Annotated in this window: 21 protein-coding genes; 11 read left to right on the forward strand and 10 right to left on the reverse strand. The window is 71.0% G+C overall.

The genetic code is table 11. The annotated features are described in order from the left end of the window. Positions 1-19: 19 nt before the first annotated feature. Positions 20-898 carry a L,D-transpeptidase family protein gene (locus tag AB0B98_RS25305; protein ID WP_357365778.1) on the reverse strand — a complete coding sequence of 293 codons (879 nt, stop codon included), beginning with the start codon at positions 896-898 and terminating at the stop codon, positions 20-22. Between the two features lie 172 nt (positions 899-1070). Here AB0B98_RS25305 and AB0B98_RS25310 point away from each other — a divergent pair, with 172 nt between their 5' ends. After that, positions 1071-2750, forward strand: a complete 1680-nt coding sequence (locus AB0B98_RS25310; protein ID WP_238668875.1) for a DNA repair helicase XPB — start codon at positions 1071-1073, stop codon at positions 2748-2750. A 420-nt stretch (positions 2751-3170) separates the two neighbouring features. Here AB0B98_RS25310 and AB0B98_RS25315 read toward each other — a convergent pair whose 3' ends face one another. After that, complete coding sequence (locus AB0B98_RS25315; RefSeq protein ID WP_238668873.1) at positions 3171-3380, reverse strand: winged helix-turn-helix domain-containing protein; 210 nt, start codon at positions 3378-3380, stop codon at positions 3171-3173. Positions 3381-3851: 471 nt separating this feature from the next. On the opposite strand from AB0B98_RS25315, the gene AB0B98_RS25320 reads away from it, so the two are divergent. Further along, on the forward strand, positions 3852-4118 hold the full coding sequence (locus AB0B98_RS25320) for a hypothetical protein (RefSeq protein ID WP_357365781.1): 267 nt from the start codon (positions 3852-3854) through the stop codon (positions 4116-4118). A gap of 37 nt (positions 4119-4155) precedes the next feature. Here the strand turns inward: AB0B98_RS25320 and AB0B98_RS25325 are convergent, their stop codons facing one another. Further along, positions 4156-4728 carry a TetR/AcrR family transcriptional regulator gene (locus AB0B98_RS25325; protein ID WP_238668870.1) on the reverse strand — a complete coding sequence of 191 codons (573 nt, stop codon included), beginning with the start codon at positions 4726-4728 and terminating at the stop codon, positions 4156-4158. An 89-nt stretch (positions 4729-4817) separates the two neighbouring features. On the opposite strand from AB0B98_RS25325, the gene AB0B98_RS25330 reads away from it, so the two are divergent. Further along, on the forward strand, positions 4818-5189 hold the full coding sequence (locus AB0B98_RS25330) for a DUF4267 domain-containing protein (RefSeq protein WP_357365783.1): 372 nt from the start codon (positions 4818-4820) through the stop codon (positions 5187-5189). Between the two features lie 114 nt (positions 5190-5303). Here AB0B98_RS25330 and AB0B98_RS25335 read toward each other — a convergent pair whose 3' ends face one another. From AB0B98_RS25335 to AB0B98_RS25345, 3 genes are all read right to left on the reverse strand, one after another. Continuing rightward, entirely contained in the window at positions 5304-5990 is a 687-nt protein-coding gene (locus tag AB0B98_RS25335; RefSeq protein WP_357365785.1) for a hypothetical protein, read from the reverse strand. A gap of 199 nt (positions 5991-6189) precedes the next feature. Next, positions 6190-7152, reverse strand: coding sequence for a zinc metalloprotease (locus AB0B98_RS25340; RefSeq protein ID WP_357365787.1), 963 nt, complete (start codon positions 7150-7152; stop codon positions 6190-6192). A gap of 160 nt (positions 7153-7312) precedes the next feature. Further along, positions 7313-8065 (reverse strand): TIGR03089 family protein, encoded by a 753-nt coding sequence (locus AB0B98_RS25345; protein WP_357365789.1) that lies wholly within the window; start codon positions 8063-8065, stop codon positions 7313-7315. Positions 8066-8209: 144 nt separating this feature from the next. Here AB0B98_RS25345 and AB0B98_RS25350 point away from each other — a divergent pair, with 144 nt between their 5' ends. Then, complete coding sequence (locus AB0B98_RS25350; RefSeq protein ID WP_357365791.1) at positions 8210-9280, forward strand: hypothetical protein; 1071 nt, start codon at positions 8210-8212, stop codon at positions 9278-9280. A gap of 26 nt (positions 9281-9306) precedes the next feature. Here AB0B98_RS25350 and ligD (AB0B98_RS25355) read toward each other — a convergent pair whose 3' ends face one another. Then, positions 9307-10221, reverse strand: coding sequence for a non-homologous end-joining DNA ligase (gene ligD / locus AB0B98_RS25355; protein WP_357365793.1), 915 nt, complete (start codon positions 10219-10221; stop codon positions 9307-9309). Further along, positions 10211-11152, reverse strand: coding sequence for a non-homologous end-joining DNA ligase (gene ligD / locus AB0B98_RS25360; protein ID WP_238668857.1), 942 nt, complete (start codon positions 11150-11152; stop codon positions 10211-10213). Before ligD (AB0B98_RS25360) ends, ligD (AB0B98_RS25355) begins: the two co-directional genes overlap by 11 nt. Before the next feature lie 85 nt (positions 11153-11237). On the opposite strand from ligD (AB0B98_RS25360), the gene AB0B98_RS25365 reads away from it, so the two are divergent. The 6 genes from AB0B98_RS25365 (at position 11238) to AB0B98_RS25390 (ending at position 16538) form a co-directional block, all read left to right on the forward strand. Further along, positions 11238-12266: a Ku protein gene (locus tag AB0B98_RS25365; RefSeq protein ID WP_357365795.1), complete on the forward strand. Its 1029-nt coding sequence runs from the start codon at positions 11238-11240 to the stop codon at positions 12264-12266. Positions 12267-12339: 73 nt separating this feature from the next. Next, on the forward strand, positions 12340-12978 hold the full coding sequence (locus AB0B98_RS25370; RefSeq protein WP_357365797.1) for a DUF4241 domain-containing protein: 639 nt from the start codon (positions 12340-12342) through the stop codon (positions 12976-12978). A 146-nt stretch (positions 12979-13124) separates the two neighbouring features. Beyond that, on the forward strand, positions 13125-13796 hold the full coding sequence (locus AB0B98_RS25375; RefSeq protein ID WP_357365799.1) for an FKBP-type peptidyl-prolyl cis-trans isomerase: 672 nt from the start codon (positions 13125-13127) through the stop codon (positions 13794-13796). A 189-nt stretch (positions 13797-13985) separates the two neighbouring features. Continuing rightward, a complete protein-coding gene (locus AB0B98_RS25380) occupies positions 13986-14813 on the forward strand; it encodes a hypothetical protein (protein WP_357365857.1) in 828 nt (275 codons plus the stop codon). A gap of 32 nt (positions 14814-14845) precedes the next feature. Further along, entirely contained in the window at positions 14846-15499 is a 654-nt protein-coding gene (locus AB0B98_RS25385; protein WP_357365801.1) for an HAD family phosphatase, read from the forward strand. Between the two features lie 28 nt (positions 15500-15527). Then, the gene (locus tag AB0B98_RS25390; RefSeq protein ID WP_357365803.1) at positions 15528-16538 is read left to right on the forward strand and encodes an NADPH:quinone reductase; all 1011 of its coding nucleotides are present in this window, start codon (positions 15528-15530) and stop codon (positions 16536-16538) included. A 183-nt stretch (positions 16539-16721) separates the two neighbouring features. Here AB0B98_RS25390 and AB0B98_RS25395 read toward each other — a convergent pair whose 3' ends face one another. Next, positions 16722-18371, reverse strand: coding sequence for a fatty acid--CoA ligase (locus tag AB0B98_RS25395; RefSeq protein WP_357365805.1), 1650 nt, complete (start codon positions 18369-18371; stop codon positions 16722-16724). Positions 18372-18427: 56 nt separating this feature from the next. On the opposite strand from AB0B98_RS25395, the gene AB0B98_RS25400 reads away from it, so the two are divergent. After that, on the forward strand, positions 18428-18919 hold the full coding sequence (locus tag AB0B98_RS25400; protein WP_030334282.1) for an NUDIX domain-containing protein: 492 nt from the start codon (positions 18428-18430) through the stop codon (positions 18917-18919). Between the two features lie 15 nt (positions 18920-18934). Here the strand turns inward: AB0B98_RS25400 and AB0B98_RS25405 are convergent, their stop codons facing one another. Then, complete coding sequence (locus tag AB0B98_RS25405) at positions 18935-19969, reverse strand: aldo/keto reductase (protein WP_357365807.1); 1035 nt, start codon at positions 19967-19969, stop codon at positions 18935-18937. Between the last annotated feature and the right edge of the window lie 57 nt (positions 19970-20026).

Consider the following 20026-nt stretch of genomic DNA (forward strand, 5'->3'; position numbering starts at 1 on the left):
GCGATTCGTTCCGTGTCACTCAGGTGCCGGGGCGTCGGCCGATCAGCACCACCCGGGTGCCGACCTTGCCGAGCTCCCACATCCGGACGGCGTCGGCGTGCAACAGGTTGACGCACCCGTGCGAGCCGATCGACTTTTCGTGCAGGTAGGTGGTGGTCTCGTGGAAGCCCATCCCCTGGGTGAAGTGCTGCCAGTACGGCAGCCACACCTCGTACGGGTTCGACCATTCCTTGGGGTTCCGGTAGTTGACCGCGTACGTGCCGGCCGGGGTGCGGTAGCCGGACATGCCGGTGCGGGTCACCGTCGGTGCCATGATCACCTTGCCGCCGCGGAGCGCCCAGACGGTCTGCCGGGTCAGGTCCACGCAGAACGTGGTGCCGGTGCCGGCCTTGCAGCGGGTCGTGTCGGTGGTGGCGAGGCGCTGGGCCACGTCGAGGGTGGTTGGTCCGGCGCGACCCTCGACGGGGCGAATGCCGTACCTCTTCTGGAACTTCTTGATCGCCGCGCAGTCGGCGGCGGACTGCCGGCCGTCCACTGTCACCGCCCCGAACCCACCCAACCGGGCCAGGTGGGTCTCCACCGCGCGCTGGTGCTGCCCCTGGGGGCAGCCGGCGACGGTCGGCGTACCGGCGCCGGGGGTCGTGGTGGGTGCCGGGCGGGTCGGCTTTGGGGTGGGTTTCCGGGAGGGCTTCGCTGTGGGCGCGGCCGGTGTGGGCCGGCCGTGCTGGTCGGGCCCGGACGTGTCGCCCGCCCCCGTTGCCTGTTCCGCCGCACCGGCTGGGGCGGCTCCCCCGCCACCACTCCCGCCGGACTGCGGATCGAACGCGCACGCTCCCGCGCCGACCAGCACGACCACCACGAGGGCAACCAGCCGGGAGGCGATCCGAACATGCTTCATGGGCCCTCCCCAGACAGTCGTCCCTTTACTAGACGTTCGTGAGTGCCATCACGGTTGCGCCCGGTGAGCATCTTTCTTCCGCAGTCCCGCATCGTGCAACACTGGATGGTCGGCCAGCAGCGGGTATGCGACCCGTTCCGGCCGGTCGGCCAACCGAGGAGAGGACGCTGGCGTGAGCGGTGGACCACTGATCGTGCAGTCGGACAAGACCCTGCTGCTGGAGATCGACCACCCCGACGCGCAGGCCTGCCGGATGGCGATCGCGCCGTTCGCGGAGCTGGAACGCTCGCCGGAGCACGTGCACACCTACCGGCTGACCCCGCTGGGTCTGTGGAACGCCCGCGCGGCGGGGCACGACGCCGAGGGCGTCGTGGATTCGCTGCTCAAGTACTCCCGCTACCCGGTGCCGCACGCGCTGCTGGTGGACGTGGCCGAGACGATGGACCGGTACGGCCGGCTTCAGCTCGCCAACGACCCGGCGTACGGGCTGGTGCTGCGCGCACTGGACCGGCTGGTGCTGATCGAGGTGGCGAAGAGCAAGAAGCTCGCCGGAATGCTCGGCGACAAGATCGACGACGACACCATCCGGGTGCACCCGTCCGAGCGTGGCCGGCTCAAGCAGGCGCTGCTCAAGCTGGGCTGGCCGGCGGAGGACCTGGCCGGTTACGTCGACGGTGAGGCGCACCCGATCGAGCTGGCCGAGGCCGGCAAGGACGGGCGCAAGCCGTGGACGCTGCGCTCGTACCAGCGGGAGGCCGTGGAGGCGTTCTGGGCCGGCGGGTCGGGGGTGGTGGTGCTGCCCTGCGGCGCCGGCAAGACCCTGGTCGGCGCGGCGGCGATGGCCGAGGCGAAGGCGACCACCCTGATCCTGGTCACCAACACTGTCGCCGGCCGGCAGTGGAAGCGGGAGCTGATCGCCCGTACCTCGCTGACCGAGGAGGAGATCGGCGAGTACTCCGGCGAGCGCAAGGAGATCCGCCCGGTCACCATCGCCACGTACCAGGTGCTCACCTCCCGGCGCGGCGGCGCGTTCACCCACCTGGACCTCTTCGGGGCCCGCGACTGGGGCCTGGTCGTCTACGACGAGGTACACCTGCTGCCCGCGCCGATCTTCCGGTTCACCGCGGACCTCCAGGCCCGCCGCCGGCTGGGCCTCACGGCGACCCTGGTACGCGAGGACGGCCGCGAGGGTGACGTGTTCAGCCTGATCGGGCCGAAGCGGTACGACGCGCCGTGGAAGGACATCGAGTCGCAGGGCTGGATCGCCCCGGCCGAGTGCACCGAGGTCCGGGTGACCCTGACCGACGCGGAGCGGATGTCGTACGCGACGGCGGAGGCGGAGGAGCGCTACCGGATGGCGGCGACCGCCCGCACCAAGCTGCCGGTGGTCAAGGCGCTCGTCGAGCGGCACCCGGACGACCAGGTGCTGGTGATCGGCGCGTACATCGACCAGTTGCACCAGCTCGGGGAATACCTGGACGCGCCGATCATTCAGGGTTCGACCACGAACAAGGAGCGGGAGCGGCTGTTCGACGCGTTCCGGTCCGGTTCGTTGCGGACCTTGGTCATCTCGAAGGTCGGCAACTTCTCCATCGACCTGCCCGAGGCGGCGGTGGCGATCCAGGTGTCCGGGACGTTCGGGTCACGCCAGGAGGAGGCGCAGCGGCTCGGTCGTGTGCTCCGGCCGAAGGCCGACGGCCGGCAGGCGCACTTCTACACGGTGGTCTCCCGGGACACCATCGACACGGAGTACGCGGCGCACCGGCAGCGCTTCCTCGCCGAGCAGGGGTACGCGTACACGATCGTCGACGCCGACGACGTCCTCGGCCCGAAGCTGCCGACTGTCGACTGACGCACGCACGACCTTGATCGACTCGGTTTTCAGAAAGTCGCGGTGTCCGGGGCAGCTCAATGCCCCGATTTCCTGAAGACCGAGTCGATCAGCGCGTCGCAGGCGCGGGCGCGGCCAAGGCGCGCGGGGCGCGCGCGGGGCGAGGGGCGCGCGCGGCGAGCACGGAGCGAGCGCGGGGCACGGCCGAGCGGGGACGCCGCGTCTCTTGCGCTCGCTATGGACCTGATGTCGTAGACGAATCGGCCGTCGACCGTCGTGGACGAATCGGCCATCCACCGTCCTGGACGAATCGGCCGGCCACCGTCGTCGACGAATCGACCGTCGACTGTCCTGGACGAATCGGCCGTCCGAGTGCGCGGTGGGCCGTGGGCGACTCCGGGTCGGCGGCATAGTAGAGCACGACCCGGCCGTCAACGAGCGTCAGCGCTTGGCGGACTCCGCGACGAAGACTCCGCGCCCCGGGCGGCCAACGAGCACGCCCTGCTTCCGCAGCTTCGCCACCGCACGACTGATCGTGGACTGTGAGACGTCGTACTCGTCTGCCAATACGCGCCCGGACGGGAGCTGGGACCCAGGCGAATAGGCCCCGCTCTTGATCTTCTTCAGGAGGTCGTCGAGCAGTTCGTCCATAGTGGGCGGGATAGGCACGTGGAGCCCCTTGCAGTCGGTTGGCTCGCCCAGTATTGATCAGCCGCGTCGACGCAGGCAACGTATGTAGCGCGAGTGACGTAGGTGGGTAGATGACTCGGAGACGTTCTTGACATAGGTGACTCAGTATCGGTAGCGTCGCTCTCGGTGATGCGGTGCTGCTGCGGTCGGTTGGCGCCTCTCGTACTGGTCTCGCATCGCCGCCGAGACCTCACCCGCCGCGCTCCCCGGCGCGGTCTGCTGCCGTACCCCCCGGACGGCCGCAGGGCGGGGCGGTCTCCGTCGACCGCAACCGGCGGAGGCCGCCCCTGCACGCCGATGCATCCGACGAAGGGCGGTCACCGTGCGCAACCTGATCCGTCGGCTGCCGAGGCGGCGCGAGGAGCCACGTGCGACGAGAGGGCGGGACGATCCGCCGCAGCCCCGTCAGCTTCTCGAACGGTGCCACCACCGATGAGCGGGCGTTGGGTGATCCACCTGCCGATCACCGCGCCGGATTTGCTGCACGCCCGGATCTTCGCGCGTACCGCCGCTCGGGTGTTGGTGCGGCTCAGTGCGCAGGTCGAGCCGGGCGGGGTCACCGTCTCGGCGGAGGACCAGCAGGGCGTACGACATTGGGTCTTCTGTGATCGATCACTGCCCGGCGGCGCGCGGTGCGCCCTGCCGGTCGACCACCTCGCGCCCTGCGCCCGGCATCCGCTGCGGCCCAATCGTCGGTAGGCCCAGGGTGCGCCTGGGCCTTTGACGGCGAGCGCGCTCACCGGGAGAAGCGGTCCACCAGCACTGTCAGCCGGCGGTCGTGGCCGGGGCGGCGGAGTCGGCCGCTGCGCATCAGCGTGACCAGCCCGTGCAGGCCGCTCCAGAACGTCTCGGTGAGCGTCTCCAGGTCGCCGCCACCGGCGAATGGGCGCACCGTCTCGGCCAGCTCGGCGAAGCCCCGGGCCAGGTCGGTCGGGACGGTCTGGCTGGCGAACGGCAAGTCCACGGCGAGGGTGAACATCGCGTCATAGAGCGCTGGGCGCTGCTCGGCGAACGTGACGTACGCCGCCGCGACATCGGCGACCGCCTGTCGTGGGTCTGCCGCGGAGGCGCGGGCGGACACCAGCGCGGTTGCCAGTTCGGCGAAGCCCTCGACGGCGACCGCCGCCATGATGGCGTCCTTGCCCTTGAAGTGGCTGTAGAGGACGGGCTGACTGTATTCGATCTCGGCGGCGAGCCGCCGGGTGGTCACCGCGTCCCAGCCTTCCGCGAGGGCGAGGTCGCGGGCAGCGGCGATGATGGCGCGTTCCCGTTCCGCCCGCTCGCGCTCGCGGCGTGCCTGAGTCGACATGACAGCAACCCTAGCACCGCTAGCGAAGCTGTCGATGCTCTGCTAGCGTCGCTCTTATATCTAGCAGCGCTAGGAATTGGAGTAGACCCATGCTGGCACCCCTCGCCTACGGGCTCGCCGTCGTACTCAGCCTCTTCGTCGTCTTCATCGGTGCGCGGTTCCTGCTGGTGCCGCAGGCCGCAGCCGCTGGGTACGGGGTCCCGGCCAAGCCGGACGGCGACCCCGCCTACCTGACCGTCAAAGGACTGAAGGACCTCACGTTCGGGCTGCTCGGGCTCGCCCTGATCGCCTTCACCACTGCCGAGGCGGTCGCGTGGTACATGCTTGTCGTCGCGCTCGTTCCGCTGGGCGACACCCTCATCGTGCTGCGCAACGGTGGCACGAAGGCCGTCGCCTTCGGCATCCACTTCGCCACCGCCATGGTCGTACTCCTGAACGCCGCCCTGCTGTTCGCCCTGTAACCAGACCCAACCCCACCCGGCCCCACCCTGGCCCCCGCCCATGTTGATCAAGAGGTTTGCGTCATCATCGGGCCGATCGATGACGCAAACCTCTTGATCAACGCAGTGGATGGGTCAGGACGTGGGCGGTGGGCAGCGGTCGGGGAGGGTGACCTCGCCGGGGCGGTGCTCGAAGGTGTCCATGGTGAACCATTCGTCCAGCTCCGGGTCGAAGAGGTTCTGCAGGCCGAACTGCAACACCTGCCACCACCGACTCGGGTCGCGCTGGTCGACGTAGATGTCGCCGAGCGCGAGCGGGAACCGGAAGAACTCCCCAGGCACTGTGGAGCCGCCGACCACCCCGACCCGCCAGTGGTCCACGTGCCGGTCCTTCTCACCTTGCAGGACCTCCGGCCCCACGTAGCGGGCGGTCTTCAGCTTGTCGTTGAAGATCTGCCGGTTGAAGAACCCCGGCACCTTGCTGCACGCGCGGGGCGGGAACAGCGGAATGTTCGGCCACCTGTAGGTGAGCGTGTAGAGCGTGTTCTCGTAGATCAGGTTCGTGAACCAGATCGGGTGGTCCGGGCCACCGGCGGTCATCTGGCTGTTGCCGTCGCGGCCCTGCCAGGAGAACGGCACGTCGATGCCGAGGTCCCGCACGATGTACCGGCCGGTGCCCTGAAAGTCCGCGGGGAGCAGCGGTGGGCGCGGCTCGCGTGGTTCGGGAACGGTAGGGCCGTCGGCCTGGGCCGCCCGGGGCAGCGGTGCCGCCGCCGGGCCGGGCGCGACCACGCCGAGAGCGAACAGTCCACCGGCCACCACCGACACCAGTGTCCGACGTGTACGCCCCGACGCCATGTGTCCCCCGCCCTGCCGATGAACGTGCCAGATACCTTCGGCGAAGCGTAGGAGCAGGCGAAACGTGAGGATCGAAGGAACGAGCGGGCTCCACCGGAAGGGTGAAGCGAGAGGGGCCGGCGGTTCGCCGCAGAGCGAACCGCCGACCCCGACCGCCAGTGGGCTATCCGGCGCCGCCGGCCCGGAACGCCACCCAGGCGTCGCTCATCCGGTCGGCCTGCCCGGCCGTGAACATGTTCATGCAGGAGTCCTGCGTGTAGTCCATGAAGTTGTGGATCGGGTCGAGCCCGGGCGCGGCGCAGGAGTCCGCGCCCACCGGGCAGTCGAACTGCGGCGCCGCCTCACGCGGGGTGTCCGCCACGAAGTCGCCGGAAGCGGAGCAGCCGTGCGCGAAGGTGTGCTCCAGCATCAGCCAGTGCCCGACCTCGTGCGTCAGCGTGTCGCCCAGGGCGTACTTGCCGGCCGTACCACCAGGCATCGACTCGTCGAGCATCACCACGCCGTCGATGTAGTCGCGCCCGTTGTTGTAGCCCTTCGGGAAGTACGCCCAGCCGAGCAGCCCGTCGCCGATGTTGGCCGCGTACACGTTGAGGGTCTCCGAGTCGCCGGGGTACAGCGCCTTCTTCATGTCCCGCTCGTTCTTGCCCGGCACTACCGTGTACCAGGCGCTGTTCACCGTCCACGTCGTGTCGACGAGCGAGAACCGGAACGGCGTGTTCGAGGCGTCTCCGGCCGTACGGCCGGCGAACGAGTCGTTGAGCACGGCCATCTGCGCGGCGATCAGGGTGTTCCACCTGGTCGTCTCGGCTGCGGTGAGCGGATGGTCGGAGATCATGTGGAAGACCGTCGGCACCGTGACGCTGCCGTTCGGCAGCCGCGGCGCGTCTTTGATCACGCCGTACGCCTTGGCTTCGTTCGTGGCGTACAGCGCCGGCTCCTGGGCGGCGGCGCCCTCGGCCACCCGGGCCGCGCTGTGCGCGCCGGTGCCCGGCTCACACGCGGTGACGGACGGGGAGGCGGTCGCTGGCGCGGCCGTGGCGAGTGCCCCGGAGGCACCGCCGGACGCCAGGATCGTCGCGGCGGTGGCGGTGAGGACCGCCAGTCGGAAGGTCGGTCTTCTGCGCATCGGTGCACCTTTCGATGAGGGAGACGGTGCGGTGTCGATGACGTCGCTGTTCGGGTATGAGAACACGCCGACGGCATCGACAAAAGACCCTCTGAGCAGGGCAGATGGCGATGTAACGGAACCGGATCGGCCAGCGCTGTTTGGGCCGCTCCGGCGGGGTTCAGAGGACGCGGGTCACCTGTTCGGCGACGACTACCGCGTCCCGCCGCGCCGGGTCGAGGTTGGCGCTGATCACCACTGACGCGCCGGCCGAGAGTGGCGCGAGCAACCACTTCAGCGGCTGCTCGGTCTCGGCGGCGTCGACCAGCAGGCGGTCGCCGGCGCGCAGGTCCAGCATCGTGGCGAACTCCTGGGCGAGCGCGCCCCACTGACCGTAGGTGGTGCCGTCAGCGGTGGCCGGGTCCGACGGGTGGATGGCAGTGTGGTCGGGCGTGCCGTCGCCGTGCCGGAGCACCTCGGCGGACCAGTCCAACCAGCCCAACGGCACGTCGTCCAGCCGCCCCGGCCCGGTGCCGACGAGATAGCGGTGCGGCGCGTCCGGCACGTCCTCCAGCCAGTCGTCCTGCCGCTCCGGCGTCACGAAGACCGCGTCGAACGGCCGGTCGCCGCCCGATTCGAGCACCGCCAGGCCCGCCGTGGCGCGCGGTCGGAACGACACCGCCAGGCCCGAGGCCCAGGCGCCCAACAACACAGCGGCGGTACGCCAGTGCGGCGGCAGCAGGACCGCTACGCGGCTGCCGGGGCCGAGCCGGCAGCCGTCCCGCAGCAGGCTCGCGCTGCGTGCCGCCCACTGGCCGACCTGCTGTGCCGTCAGGTCGACACGCTCGCCGGTCGCCTCGTCGCGGTAGCTGAGCAGCGGACGATCGGCCTCGACGGGCCGGGCCGCCAGGTCGGCCGTGACGGTTGGCTGCATCTCCACGCTCCCCGGGTCGACGTCGGCATCACAGTACTCAACGACTTTGGTCGCACCGGTCGTCGGCCGATGGCCGTATCGGGTGACCGGGTAGCTCGCGCAGTGTGCGGGGAACGATCCCCGAGACGCCGCCGAGGAGCGCCAATGCCGACCGGACCCGACCCCGTCACCGCCGACCATCCCGCCGCCGACAACCCCGCCGACGCTGGCCGCCTGCCGTTGCGCCGGCGGCTCCTGCCGGTGATCGCGTTGCTGCTGCTCGCGCCGTGGGCGGCCGAGTGCTCGTGGGGTGGCTTCGCCATCGACGACTTCCTCCCGGTGCTGATCTTCCTGGGCCCGATGTACGGCGGCGCGGCGCTCCTGATCCGGGAGACCGCCCGCCGCCTCGGCGCGGGTTGGCCGACGATAGTGCTGCTCGCCGCCGCGTTCGGCGTGCTCCAGGCCGGGCTGGTCGACCAGTCGTTGTTCAACAGCGACTTCCTCGACGACACCCAGTACGCCGACACCCGGGCCGCCGCCGAGGCGACGCTGGTGCCGGGGCTCGACTTCAGCCTCCGGCAGGCGTTCGACTACGTGGGCAACCACATCGTGCTGACGATCTGCGCGCCGATAGTGCTCATCGAGTCGTTCCTCGGGCCGGAACGGCGGCTACGGCCGTGGCTGGGCCGGCCCGGTCTCGCCGTGATCGGCGCACTCTACCTGCTCGGCAGCCTGTTGATCTTCTCCGACAGCAGCGGCCGGAAGGGCTTCCTGGCCAGCCCGCTCCAACTGGCCTTCGCCGCCGTGCTGGTCCTCGCCCTGGTCGCTGTCGCAGTGCTGCCCCGCTGGCGTCACCCTCGCCCGCGCCGAGCCCGTCGGGTGCCGCATCCACTCTGGGTCGGTCTGCCCGTTGTCGTCGTCCGCCTCGGCTCCGACCTGACGCCCGGTTGGCCGGGGATGATCATCGCGCTTTCGCTCTCCGCCGTCGCCGGAGGGCTCGTCGCGTACTGGTCGTCCCAGAACGGCTGGGGGCAGCGGCACGTGCTCGTTGCCGGCACCGCGGGCCTGGTCACGGCCGCCGCGTTCGCGTACCTGGTGCCGCCATACTCCCCGGCGAGCCCGGCCGCAGCCCTGGCCGGCGACGTCGCGGTCACCGTCATCACTGTCGCAGTGATCGGCGGCGCCTGGTGGCGGCTGCGCCGTGCCTCGCCCGCTGTTCCCGTCGGCGCAAGCTGACGCCCCCCGACAACACGGCGCGCCCGTCAGCGGGTGGGCAGTTCCGGGCCGCCGTCGAGCAGCGGGCCGAGCAGGTCGTCGTACTCCTCGACCCGGGCCAGGACCTCGGCGGCGGTGAACTGGCGGACGGCCGGCTTCCGGCCGCGCGCGCCGGCCTCGACCTCGTCCCAGGTCAGTGGCGTCGACACCGACGGCACCGACTGGGCCCGCAGCGAGTACGGCGCCACAGTGGTCTTCGCCGCGTTGTTCTGGCTCCAGTCGATGAAGACCTTGCCCGGTCGGAGGTTCTTCGCCATCTTCGACACGATCAGCTTCGGGTGGGCCTTCTCCAACTCCTGGGCGATCCGCCGGGCGTAGTCGGAGACGACGTCGGACGACTGGGTGCCGGCGATCGGGCAGCAGAGCTGCATGCCCTTCTTGCCGGACGTCTTCGGGTACGACTCGATGCCGTCGTCGGCGAGGCGGTCGCGCATCAGGACCGCCACCGGGCAACACTCGGCGAGCCCGGCCGGCGGGCCCGGGTCCAGGTCGACGACCATCATGTCCGGGTGTTCGCCCACCTTCCACTGCGGTGTGTGCAGTTCCAACGCCGCCAGGTTGGCCAGCCAGACCAGGGTGGGCAGGTCGTCGGCGACCACGTAGTCGATGGTCTCCCGGCCCTTCGTCGACCCGGGTGCCGGCAGGTTCTCCACCCGCACCCAGCCCGGGGTCGCGGCCGGCGTGTTCTTCTCGAAGAACGACTTGTCGTCCACCCCGTTGGGGAAGCGGATCCGGGTGACCGGTCGGTCCCGCAGGTGCGGCAGCAGCACCGGGGAGATCCGGGTGTAGTAGTCGATCACCTCACCCTTGGTGAACCCGGCCGCCGGATAGAGCACCTTGTCCAGGTTGGACAACTCCAGCGCGCGACCTTCGACGTCCACCCGTAGCCGCTCAGCCGGCATCGTCGACCTCCTCCGGAGGCTTGTCCGGGCGCAACCGCAGCACCCGGGGGAAGCGCAGCCGGCCGTCGGGGGTGCGCTGGCCGTACTTCACCTCCACCACCACCTGGGGTGTTACCCAGATGGCGCCCCGCGCATCCTCGCGTGGCATCCCCGGCGCGAACGGTGACACGCCGGAGCGCAGCGGCTCCAGCTCGGCGAGGAGCTGCCGCTCGATGGCCGCGCCGATCCCGCCGCCGACCCGACCCCGGTAGATCAGTCGACCGTCCGGGCCGGGCACCCCGACCAGCAGCCCGCCGATCCGGCGCGCGCCCGGTCGCCAACCGCCGATGACGAAGTCGCCGGTCACCTCCAGCTTGACCTTCACCCAGTCCGGCGAGCGCACCCCTGGGCGGTAGACGGCCCCGACCCGCTTGGCCATCACCCCCTCCAGGCCGTGCTCGCCGGCCGCCTCGTAGGTGGCCGGCCCGTCGGCGAACATCGGCGGCACCGCCCATCGGAGGCCACCGAGCGCGAGCGCGTCCAGCGCCTCCCGGCGGCGCTCGTACGGCCAGCCGGTCAGGTCGTCGCCGTTCAGCCGGAGCAGGTCGAAGATCATGTACGTCACCGGCATGACCGCTGCCAGCCGGGCGGCCTTGGCCCGGTCCCGGACGTGCATCCGCTCGGCCAGCGCTGTGAACGACGGTTGCCCGCCCTGGCCGAGCAGCACCACCTCACCGTCGAGCAGCGCGTCGTCGACCTGCTCGGGCAGGGTGGCCAACTCCGGGTACGCGGCGGTGATCTCCACGCCGGAACGGGCATAAAGGTGCTGACCGCCACCTGAGATGTCGGCCAGGGCGCGGACGCCGTCCCACTTGAACTCGTACGCCCAGCCGTCACCCGCCGGGAGCGGCCCGGTCATCGCGAGCATCGGCTTGAGCGGCGCGCCGGGCACGACCCGACTGTAGTAGCAGCCCGAACACCTCGCGTCCGGTTCTTTCGGATGCGAGCATGGTCGATACCGGGGAAGGGAGCGCAGGATGCGTGCCATCTGGAAGGGAGCCGTGTCGTTCGGGCTCGTCTCGATCGGGGTGAAGCTCTACTCCGCGACCGAGGAGAAGGACATTCGGTTCCACCAGGTGCACCGCGAGGACGGCGGCCGGATCCGCTACAAGCGCACCTGCTCGGTCTGCGGCGAAGAGGTCACCTACGACGACATCGCCAAGGGCTACGACATCGGCGGCGGCGAAATGGTGATCCTCACCGACGAGGACTTCGCCGACCTGCCGCTGACCAGCTCCCGTGCCATCGACGTGCTGGAGTTCGTGCCGGCCGAACAGGTCGACCCGATCCTCTACAACAAGGCGTACTTCCTTGAGCCGGAGGGCGCGGCGACCAAGCCGTACGTGCTGCTACGCGACGCGCTGACCGACTCGGAGCGGGTGGCCATCGTCAAGGTGGCGCTGCGCCAGCGGGAACAGCTGGCCACGCTGCGGGTCCGCGAGGGTGTGCTGCTGCTCAACACAATGCTCTGGCCGGACGAGATCCGTACCCCGGACTTCGGTTTCCTCGATGAGGACCTCAAGGTGCGCCCGCCGGAGCTTGCCATGGCCAGCTCACTGATCGACTCGATGACCGGCGAGTTCGAGCCGGACGTCTTCACCGACGACTACCGGGCCGCGTTGCAGGAGGTCATCGACGCCAAGGTGGAGGGTCGGGAGGTCGTCCAGCCGGAGGAGGTCGAGGAGGCCCCGGCCGCGGCGGTGGACCTGATGGCCGCGTTGAAGGCCTCGGTGGAACGCGCCAAGGCGGCTCGCGGCGAGCAGCCCGCCCGCGGCGGTGGCGGCGGCGGCGAGCCGACGCCCATCTCGTCGGCGCGGTCCGCGCAGAAGGCAGCCGAGAAGAAGGCGGCCAAGGCGCCCGCGAAGAAGACAGCGGCGAAGAAGACCGCCGAGAAGAAGGCGGCCGAGCCGGCGAAGAAGACCGCCGCCAAGAAGACCCCCGCGAAGAAGGCGGAGCCGGCGAAGAAGACCGCCGCCCGCAAGACAGCACCCCGCAAGAGCGCCTGACCGTACGGCAGCGGCGGCGGTGTCCGCCTCGCCGGGTACGCTCCGCCGGCCGCTGGCGACCGGAGGAGCCCCCATGCCGTACACCCCTGATCTGGACCGGTTACTGACGCCCGGCGCCCGCTACACCGACCAGCACGGCGGATACCTGATCGAGGTTCACCCGGCGGGCGACGTCGTGCTGCCCACCGGCCAGGTGGTCGGGTGTGACCCGCTGGTCTGCCCGGAGGGCGAGCCGTTCACTGTCACGGTCCCGCCGGGCCGGTACGCCGCCCGCGCCTGGGTGGCAGTGGTGCTCCGGGAGGACGCCGAGGTGGACCGGCGGGTGGCCGCGTTTCAGCTGGTTGTCTCCGACGAGCCGACCATTAGCTGGGAACCGGCGGTCGCGGGCGACCAGGACGTCGCCACGCTCGGTGCGGACGACTACTTCGGGTACGGGGTGGACGCTGGCACCGGCACCCTCGCCGACCCGACAGCGCTCAGTGTCCTGGAAGGCTGGGACTACGACCGGGTCGAGGAGGTCTTCATCCCCGACAAGCTCCCCTCGTCCCCGGTCCCGGGGCTGATCACCGCTGTCCTGGACGAGGCCAGCGGCGCCAACGTCGTCACCGTGACCACCGGTTGGGGCGACGGCTGCTACGGCACCTGGATCGGCCGTACCGCCGACGGCCGGATCACGTCGTTCGTGACCGACTTCATGGTCGTCCCGGAATAACCGCCCAGGAACGCCCCGGAACTGTCGCGCTGGGCGATCCGAGGCGTCGGCGGCGGGCACGGTAGGCCGCGGTGCGGGTACCGTGTGCGTCGGCTTTCCCCCCGGCACCGGGTGCCGGCCACACTTCGCAGCAGGGAGTCGACGACGTGAGCGAGCGGACGCAGCAGACGGGCCCGGACCAGAGCCCGGCAACCAAGTCGGGGCGCCGCCTGGCCGCCCAGTTGGCGGCGAAGAAGGCCGCCGACGCGAGGCGCAAGCGCAACGCGTGGGCCAGCGGCCTCGCCGCCGTCGCCGTGGTCGGGGTGCTGATCGGCGTCTTCGTGACGATCGGCGGGGGTGACGACAAGCCGAAGACCCAGGCCGACGCGTCCCCGTCCGCCTCCGCCCCGGCCCCCGACGAGGCCGGCGCGCCGCCCGCGCCGCAGCTGCCCGCCGACGCCGATCCGGCGCTGAAGACCAAGCCGACGGTGACGCCGGGCACTGGTGACCTCAAGAAGCTCACGGTCACCCCGCTGATCAAGGGCAAGGGCCCGGCGGTGCAGAAGGGCCAGAACATCACCACCAACTACGTTGGGGTGTTCTACAAGGACGGCAAGGAGTTCGACTCCTCCTGGAAGGGCGGGCAGCCGGCCACCTTCCCGATCGGCGTCGGCCAGGTCATCCCCGGCTGGGACCAGGGCCTGGTCGGAGTGACTGTGGGCAGCCGGGTGCAGCTCGACATCCCGGGCGAGCTGGCGTACGGCAACGACGAGGCCGCCGCCGGTGGACGTCCCACCGGTCCGCTGCGCTTCGTGGTGGACGTGATCGCCGCCCAGTGACCTGTCCGGGTCGTCCCGGTTGTCGCCGGGACGCGATGGAGTTGTTCACATGGGGCTTCCGGCCCGTCACCCAGCGGCAGTAGGTTCGGCGTCACCCCGGGCGGTTCGCCGCCCGGGGTGAGCATCCGGAACCGGGACGCGGAGGTGCATGTGACGGCGCTGGACGAGCCTGGGCGGACCGCCCGGTCGATGTGGGCGTACTTCGAGCCGGTGCACACCGTCACCTACCTGCACCCCCGGGCCCGGGCCGCGTACGAGGCGGTCGGGCTGCGCGGCTACTGGCGCGGTTACTTCGCCGGCCGGGCCGCGCCGCTGGGGGCCACCGAGGCGGCCCCGGTGATCGCCGCCTTCTTCAACTTCGCGCCGCCGATGGTGGCCCGCGCGCTGCCGGCGGTGTGGCGGTTGGCCACCCCGCCGGAGGCGCTGCGCGCCCGTCTGACCGGTGCCGTGCAGGCGCTCGCCGAGCTGACCTACGAGCTACCCGAGTCGCACCTGGTGGAGGCCGCCGACCTGCTGGAGCGGGCCGCGGCGGCGGCGCAGACCGCCGGCCGGGTGCTCGGCGCGGCCAACGCGGCCCTCCCGGCCGGCGAATACCCGCTGGCGCGGCTGTGGCAGGCCGCCACCACGCTGCGCGAGCACCGGGGGGACGGGCACGTGGCGGCGCTGGTGGCCGCCGGCCTGGACCCGGTGGAGACGCTGACCGGGCGGGTCGCGCTGGACGGTTCGCCGCCGCAGTACCTGCTGGGCCGGGGCTGGTCCGAGGAGCAGTGGCACGCCGCCCGCGGGCGGCTCACCGAGCGGGGCTGGCTGACCGGTGACGGCGCGGCCACCGACCACGCCCGCGCCGAGTTCCAGGCCATCGAGGACGCCACCGACCGGGCCGCCGCGCACCCGTGGCAGGCGCTCGGCGCCCACGACACGGACCGGCTCCGGGAGCTGCTGGAGCCGATCGCCCGGTCCGGTCACACCCTGCTCCCCGAGGGCAGCCCGCTCGGTCTGCCCGCGTTGCCCGGCTGACCGGGCCCCCACGAATCGGGCAGGATGGGCCCGTGACTGATGCGGTGGTCTTCGACCTGGACGGCGTGATCGTGGATTCCGAACCGGTGTGGGAGGAGGTCCGCCGGGCGTACGTGGCGGCGCACGGCGGGACGTGGCAGCCGGACACGCAACGCCGACTCATGGGGATGAGCACCGGCGAGTGGGCCCACTACCTCAGCGGGGAGCTGGGCGTCGACCGCACCGCCGAGCAGGTCGCCGCCGAGGTGGTCGAGGAGATGACCCGACGCTACCGGGACCACGTACCCCTCATCGACGGCGCCGACCAGGTCGTCCGCCGGCTGGCCGCGCGGTGGCCGCTCGGGCTGGCCAGTTCGTCGCCGACCCGGCTGATCGAGGCGGCGCTGGCGGCGACCGGCCTGACCGACGCGTTCGGCGCCACCCTCTCCACCGAGCAGACCGAGCGGGGCAAGCCGGCACCCGACGTGTACCTGAGCGTGGCGCAGCGCCTCGGCGTCGACCCGGACCGGTGCGCGGCAGTGGAGGACTCGTCCAACGGGGTGCGCTCCGCCGCGGCGGCGGGGATGCGGGTGGTGGCGGTGCCGCACGGCTCGTACCCGCTCGACCCGGACGCCGCCGGGCTGGCGGTGGTGACGTTGAACGCGATCGGTGAGCTGACGCCGGAGCTGGTGGACGAGCTGGGTTGACCCGGGCCGAGCCGGGTAGAGACCACTGATGAAGGCCATCGTGTACGAGCGCAACGGCGACAGTTCGGTGCTGCAACTGGTCGACCGGCCGGTGCCGGAGCCGGGCGCGGGCGAAGTCCTGGTGCGGATGGCGGTCTCCGGGGTCAACCCGACCGACTGGAAGTCCCGCCGCAACGCCCCGCCGAACGGATGGCAGATCCCCGGGCAGGACGGCGCGGGGTTGGTCGAGGCGGTCGGCGAGGGGGTAGACCCCGACCTGATCGGTGAGCGGGTGTGGGTCTGGGAGGCCGCCTGGCAGCGACAGTGGGGCACGACGGCGGAGTACACGCTGGTGCCGGTTCGGCAGGCGGTACGTCTCGGCGCCGCTCCGTTCGAGCTGGGCGCGGCCCTGGGCATCCCGTTCCTCACCGCGCACCGCTGTCTGACCGCTGGCGAGTTCATGCCGGACACGCTGCGGGCCGGGGCGCTGGCGGATCACACGGTGCTGGTGCAGGGCGGTGCGGGCGCTGTCGGCAACGCCGCGATCCAGCTCGCCCGCTGGGCCGACGCCACTGTGATCGCCACTGTGAGCAGCGCGGAGAAGGCTCAGCTCGCGGCCTCGGCCGGCGCCTCCTTCGTGATCAACTATCGGGAGCAGGACGTGGTCGAGGAGGTCCACAAGATCGCCCCCGACGGGGTCCACACGATCGTTGAGGTCTCCCCCGCCCGCAACGCCGCTGTCGACGCTCGGGTGCTGCGGCACGGCGGCGCGGTCTGCATGTACGCCGACAACGGCGGGGACGAGGTGACCATCCCGATCCGGGCGATGATGGCGCCGAACGCCCGCTGGCAGTTCGTCCTGGTCTACACGGAGCCGAAGGCGGCCAAGGCGCTGGGCGTGAAGGACGTGGCGGCGGCGGCCAGCCAGGGTGGCATCCGGGTCGGCGCGGACGCCGGTCTGCCGCTGCACTACTACCCGTTGGCGGAGGCGGCCGCGGCGCACCAGGCGGTGGAGGACTCGGCGGTGGGCAAGGTGCTCATCAGCACCAGCGACGCCTGATCGGGTCGCCGACCACCCGATTTCCCCGTCAGCAGGACAGAAGCGAACAATTTTCGCAACAATGACGGTGCGGGTCACCCGCGTGGAGCGGGCGGCCCCGGCGCGGTGCGAACGCCGGGGCCGCCCCTGGGGAGGGTTTCAGGAGTACTCCCGCCCCAACAGGCGACAGTGCCGGGGAAAACGTTACGGGGCTGTCAGCTCCCGGACACTCAGCTCGCCCTCGGCGTACCGCGAACGGACGACCTTCTTGTCGAACTTGCCGACACTCGTCTTCGGCACCGTGTCGATGAACGCCCAACGCTCGGGCAACTGCCAGCGCGCCACCGACCCGGCCAGGAAGTCCCGCAACTCCTCGGCGGTCACCGAAGCGCCCTCCCGGAGCACCACGGTGGCCAGCGGGCGTTCGTCCCACCGCTCGTCCGGGACCCCCACCACGCACGCCTCCAGCACCGCCGGGTGGGCCATCAGCGCGTTCTCCAACTCCACCGACGAGATCCACTCACCACCGGACTTGATCACGTCCTTGGCGCGGTCGGTCAGGTTGATGTACCCGTCCGGCGAGAGGGTGCCCACGTCGCCGGTGCGCAGCCAGCCGTCGCGGAACTTCTCCTCGTCCGGGGCGTCGTCACCGACGTACCGGGCGGTCACCCACGGCCCTCGGACCTCCAGCTCGCCCACTGCCGTGCCGTCGGCGGGCATCGGGTCACCCGACGGGCCGACGATCCGCGCCTGCACGCCCGCCGGCACCCTCCCCTGGGTGTAGCGGTAACGCCACGCCTGCTCACCCGTCGCATCGGCGGGTGGACGTGAGACCGACCCCAGCGGGGACATCTCGGTCATCCCCCAGGCGTGGATGACGTCGATTCCGTGCCGCTCGTCGAACGCGTGCATCAGCGCCGGCGGGCACGCCGAACCGCCGACGATCACCTCACCGAGCGAGGAGGTGTCCACGTCGTGGGTGTCCAGGTAGGCCAGCAGGTCGGTCCAGATGGTAGGCACCGCGCCGGCCAGGGTGGGCCGCTCGGCGGCGATCATCTCGGCGATCGGCGCGGCCTGGAGGAACCGGTCCGGCATGATCAGCGACGCGCCGGAGAGGAAGGCCGCGTAGGGCAGGCCCCAGGACATGGCGTGGAACATCGGCACGATGGCCAACTCGCGGTCGGTCGGGCCGAGGCCGAACCCCTCCGGCATGCAGACCTGCAACGAGTGCAGGTAGATCGACCGGTGCGAGTAGGCCACACCCTTCGGGTTGCCTGTGGTGCCCGAGGTGTAGCAGAGCGCGGCGGCGTCGCGCTCGTCCACCTCGGGCCAGTCGTACACCTCGGGCCGGTCGGCGAGCAACGCGTCCCAATGGTGCACGGTGATCCGGTCGCCGGCCGCCGCCACCAGCGGCGCCGGGTCGCCGCCGCCGACCACCACGACGTGCCGCACGGTGGTCAGCTCACCGATCACCCGGGCCAGCAACGGGATGAGCGTGCTGTCGACGAGGACCACCCGGTCCTCGGCGTGGTTGGCGATGTAGACGACCTGGTCGGGGAAGAGCCGGATGTTCAGCGTGTGCAGCACCGCGCCCATGCTCGGCACCGCGAAGTAGGCGACCAGGTGCTCGTTGTTGTTCCACATGAAGGTCGCGACCCGCTCGTCGCCGGTCACCCCGCACTCGTCGCGCAGCCCGTGCGCCAGCCGTGCGGCGGCCCGGCCCACCTCGGCGTACGTCATCCGGCGGGGTTCGGCACCCGTCCAGGTGACCACCTCGGCCGTGCCGTGCACCAGCGCACCGTGGTCGAGGATCCGGGAGATCTGCAGAGGGGCGTCCATCATCGTGCTACGCATGGGTAACAAGCTAGTGTCGGCGGTCACACGTTGGGAACCCCCGTAAGTTGTCGCAGGTGAGCATCTCCTGGGCCGACTCATACGTGGGGCAGTTGCGCGCGCTCGCCGGGGACCGGACGCTGATGTTCGTCGGCGCCCGTGCCGTGGTCAACGACGACGCCGGACGCATTCTGCTGATCAAACGCTCGGACAACGGCCAGTGGGCCATGCCGGCCGGCGCGATGGAGCTGGGCGAGTCGATCGCCGACTGCGCGGTACGCGAGGTCCGCGAGGAGACCGGGCTGCGCGCGCTGCGGGTCTGCGCGTTCGCGCTCTACACCGGGCCGGACCGGACGAGCACCAACATGTACGGCCACACGTACCAGGTGTTCACGACGGCGTTCAAGGTGGAGGAGTGGGACGGGCAGTTGGCCCGGGTCACCGACGAGACCACCGACGCCGGCTTCTTCGCCCGCGACCGGTTTCCCGCCCCACTCTCCACCTCGGTCATCGAGACCCTTGCCGACCTGGACGTCTTCGAGCAGACGAACCGGCTCATCCTCAAGTAGGTCGGCCGGGCCGCGTTACTGCGGGTGGCGCATCCCGGCGAAGAACCCTTCCTGGATCCAGTTCGGGTACGCGACGGGCAGCTTGGTGGCCTCGTCCAGCTCGGTGAGGTCCTGCTCGGTCAGCGTGAGATCCGAGGCAGCGATGTTGTCGACCAACTGCTCGTGCTTGCGGGCACCGACGATCACGCTGGTCACCGCCGGTCGGGACAGCAGCCAGGCGACCGCCACCCGGGCCGGGCTCACCTCGTGCCGCTCGGCGACACCCTTGAGCACGTCGACCACTCCGAAGGCGTGCTCCGGGTCGAACGGGGTGAAGCTGGCGTACCCGGGCTGGGCGCTGCGCGCGCCACTGTCGGCGACGGCACCGTCCCGGCTGACCTTGCCGGAGAGGAAACCACCGGCGAGCGGGCTCCAGACGGTCAGCCCGACACCCTCGTTGAGCGCCATCGGCACCACGTCGCGCTCCACGTCCCGGCCCAGCAGCGAGTAGTACTCCTGCACCGAGACGAACCCGGCCAGCTTCTCCCGGGCGGAGATACCCAGCGCCTTGGAGATCTGCCACGCGGCGAAGTTTGCGGCACCGATGTAGCGGACCTTGCCCTGCCGGACCGCGTCGTCGAGCGCGCGCAGCATCTCCTCCATGGGAGTGATCTGGTCGAAGTTGTGGATCTGGTACAGGTCGATGTGATCGGTGCCCAGTCGGCGCAGGCTGTCCTCCAGGTTCTGCATGATGTGCAGCCGGGAGGTGCCGACGTCGTTCGGGCCGGGGCCCGTCCGGGAGTGCACCTTCGTCGCCAGTACGACGTCGCGACGCCGCTTGCCGAGCGCCTTGCCGAGCAGTTCCTCGCTCTCGCCGTCGCTGTAGCCGTCCGCGGTGTCGACGAAGTTGACGCCCGCGTCCAGCGCGGTGTCCACCAGCCGCTGCACCTCGGGCAGCGCCAGCCCACCCAGGGTGCCCCAGAGCGGGTGCCCGCTACCGCCGAAGGTCATCGCGCCGAGCGAGATCTCCGAGACGTACACCCCGGTGGTGCCCAGCAGTCGGTACTTCACGTGTGTCGCTCCTCGTGGTGGGTCGGAGGCCGAGGTCAGGCACTCCGTGGTCACTAT

It is taken from the genome of Micromonospora sp. NPDC048947, assembly GCF_040649495.1.
GTDB classification, from domain to species: domain Bacteria; phylum Actinomycetota; class Actinomycetes; order Mycobacteriales; family Micromonosporaceae; genus Micromonospora; species Micromonospora alfalfae.

What these genes read in the sequence shown, in the direction of transcription:
- AB0B98_RS25305 (WP_357365778.1), bottom strand. Translation starts at nt 898, where the DNA reads ATGAAGCATGTTCGGATCGCCTCCCGGCTGGTTGCCCTCGTGGTGGTC.
- AB0B98_RS25315 (WP_238668873.1), bottom strand. Translation starts at nt 3,380, where the DNA reads ATGGACGAACTGCTCGACGACCTCCTGAAGAAGATCAAGAGCGGGGCC.
- AB0B98_RS25320 (WP_357365781.1), top strand. Translation starts at nt 3,852, where the DNA reads ATGAGCGGGCGTTGGGTGATCCACCTGCCGATCACCGCGCCGGATTTG.
- AB0B98_RS25325 (WP_238668870.1), bottom strand. Translation starts at nt 4,728, where the DNA reads ATGTCGACTCAGGCACGCCGCGAGCGCGAGCGGGCGGAACGGGAACGC.
- AB0B98_RS25330 (WP_357365783.1), top strand. Translation starts at nt 4,818, where the DNA reads ATGCTGGCACCCCTCGCCTACGGGCTCGCCGTCGTACTCAGCCTCTTC.
- AB0B98_RS25340 (WP_357365787.1), bottom strand. Translation starts at nt 7,152, where the DNA reads ATGCGCAGAAGACCGACCTTCCGACTGGCGGTCCTCACCGCCACCGCC.
- AB0B98_RS25345 (WP_357365789.1), bottom strand. Translation starts at nt 8,065, where the DNA reads ATGCAGCCAACCGTCACGGCCGACCTGGCGGCCCGGCCCGTCGAGGCC.
- AB0B98_RS25350 (WP_357365791.1), top strand. Translation starts at nt 8,210, where the DNA reads ATGCCGACCGGACCCGACCCCGTCACCGCCGACCATCCCGCCGCCGAC.
- ligD (WP_357365793.1), bottom strand. Translation starts at nt 10,221, where the DNA reads ATGCCGGCTGAGCGGCTACGGGTGGACGTCGAAGGTCGCGCGCTGGAG.
- AB0B98_RS25365 (WP_357365795.1), top strand. Translation starts at nt 11,238, where the DNA reads ATGCGTGCCATCTGGAAGGGAGCCGTGTCGTTCGGGCTCGTCTCGATC.
- AB0B98_RS25370 (WP_357365797.1), top strand. Translation starts at nt 12,340, where the DNA reads ATGCCGTACACCCCTGATCTGGACCGGTTACTGACGCCCGGCGCCCGC.
- AB0B98_RS25380 (WP_357365857.1), top strand. Translation starts at nt 13,986, where the DNA reads ATGTGGGCGTACTTCGAGCCGGTGCACACCGTCACCTACCTGCACCCC.
- AB0B98_RS25390 (WP_357365803.1), top strand. Translation starts at nt 15,528, where the DNA reads ATGAAGGCCATCGTGTACGAGCGCAACGGCGACAGTTCGGTGCTGCAA.
- AB0B98_RS25395 (WP_357365805.1), bottom strand. Translation starts at nt 18,371, where the DNA reads ATGCGTAGCACGATGATGGACGCCCCTCTGCAGATCTCCCGGATCCTC.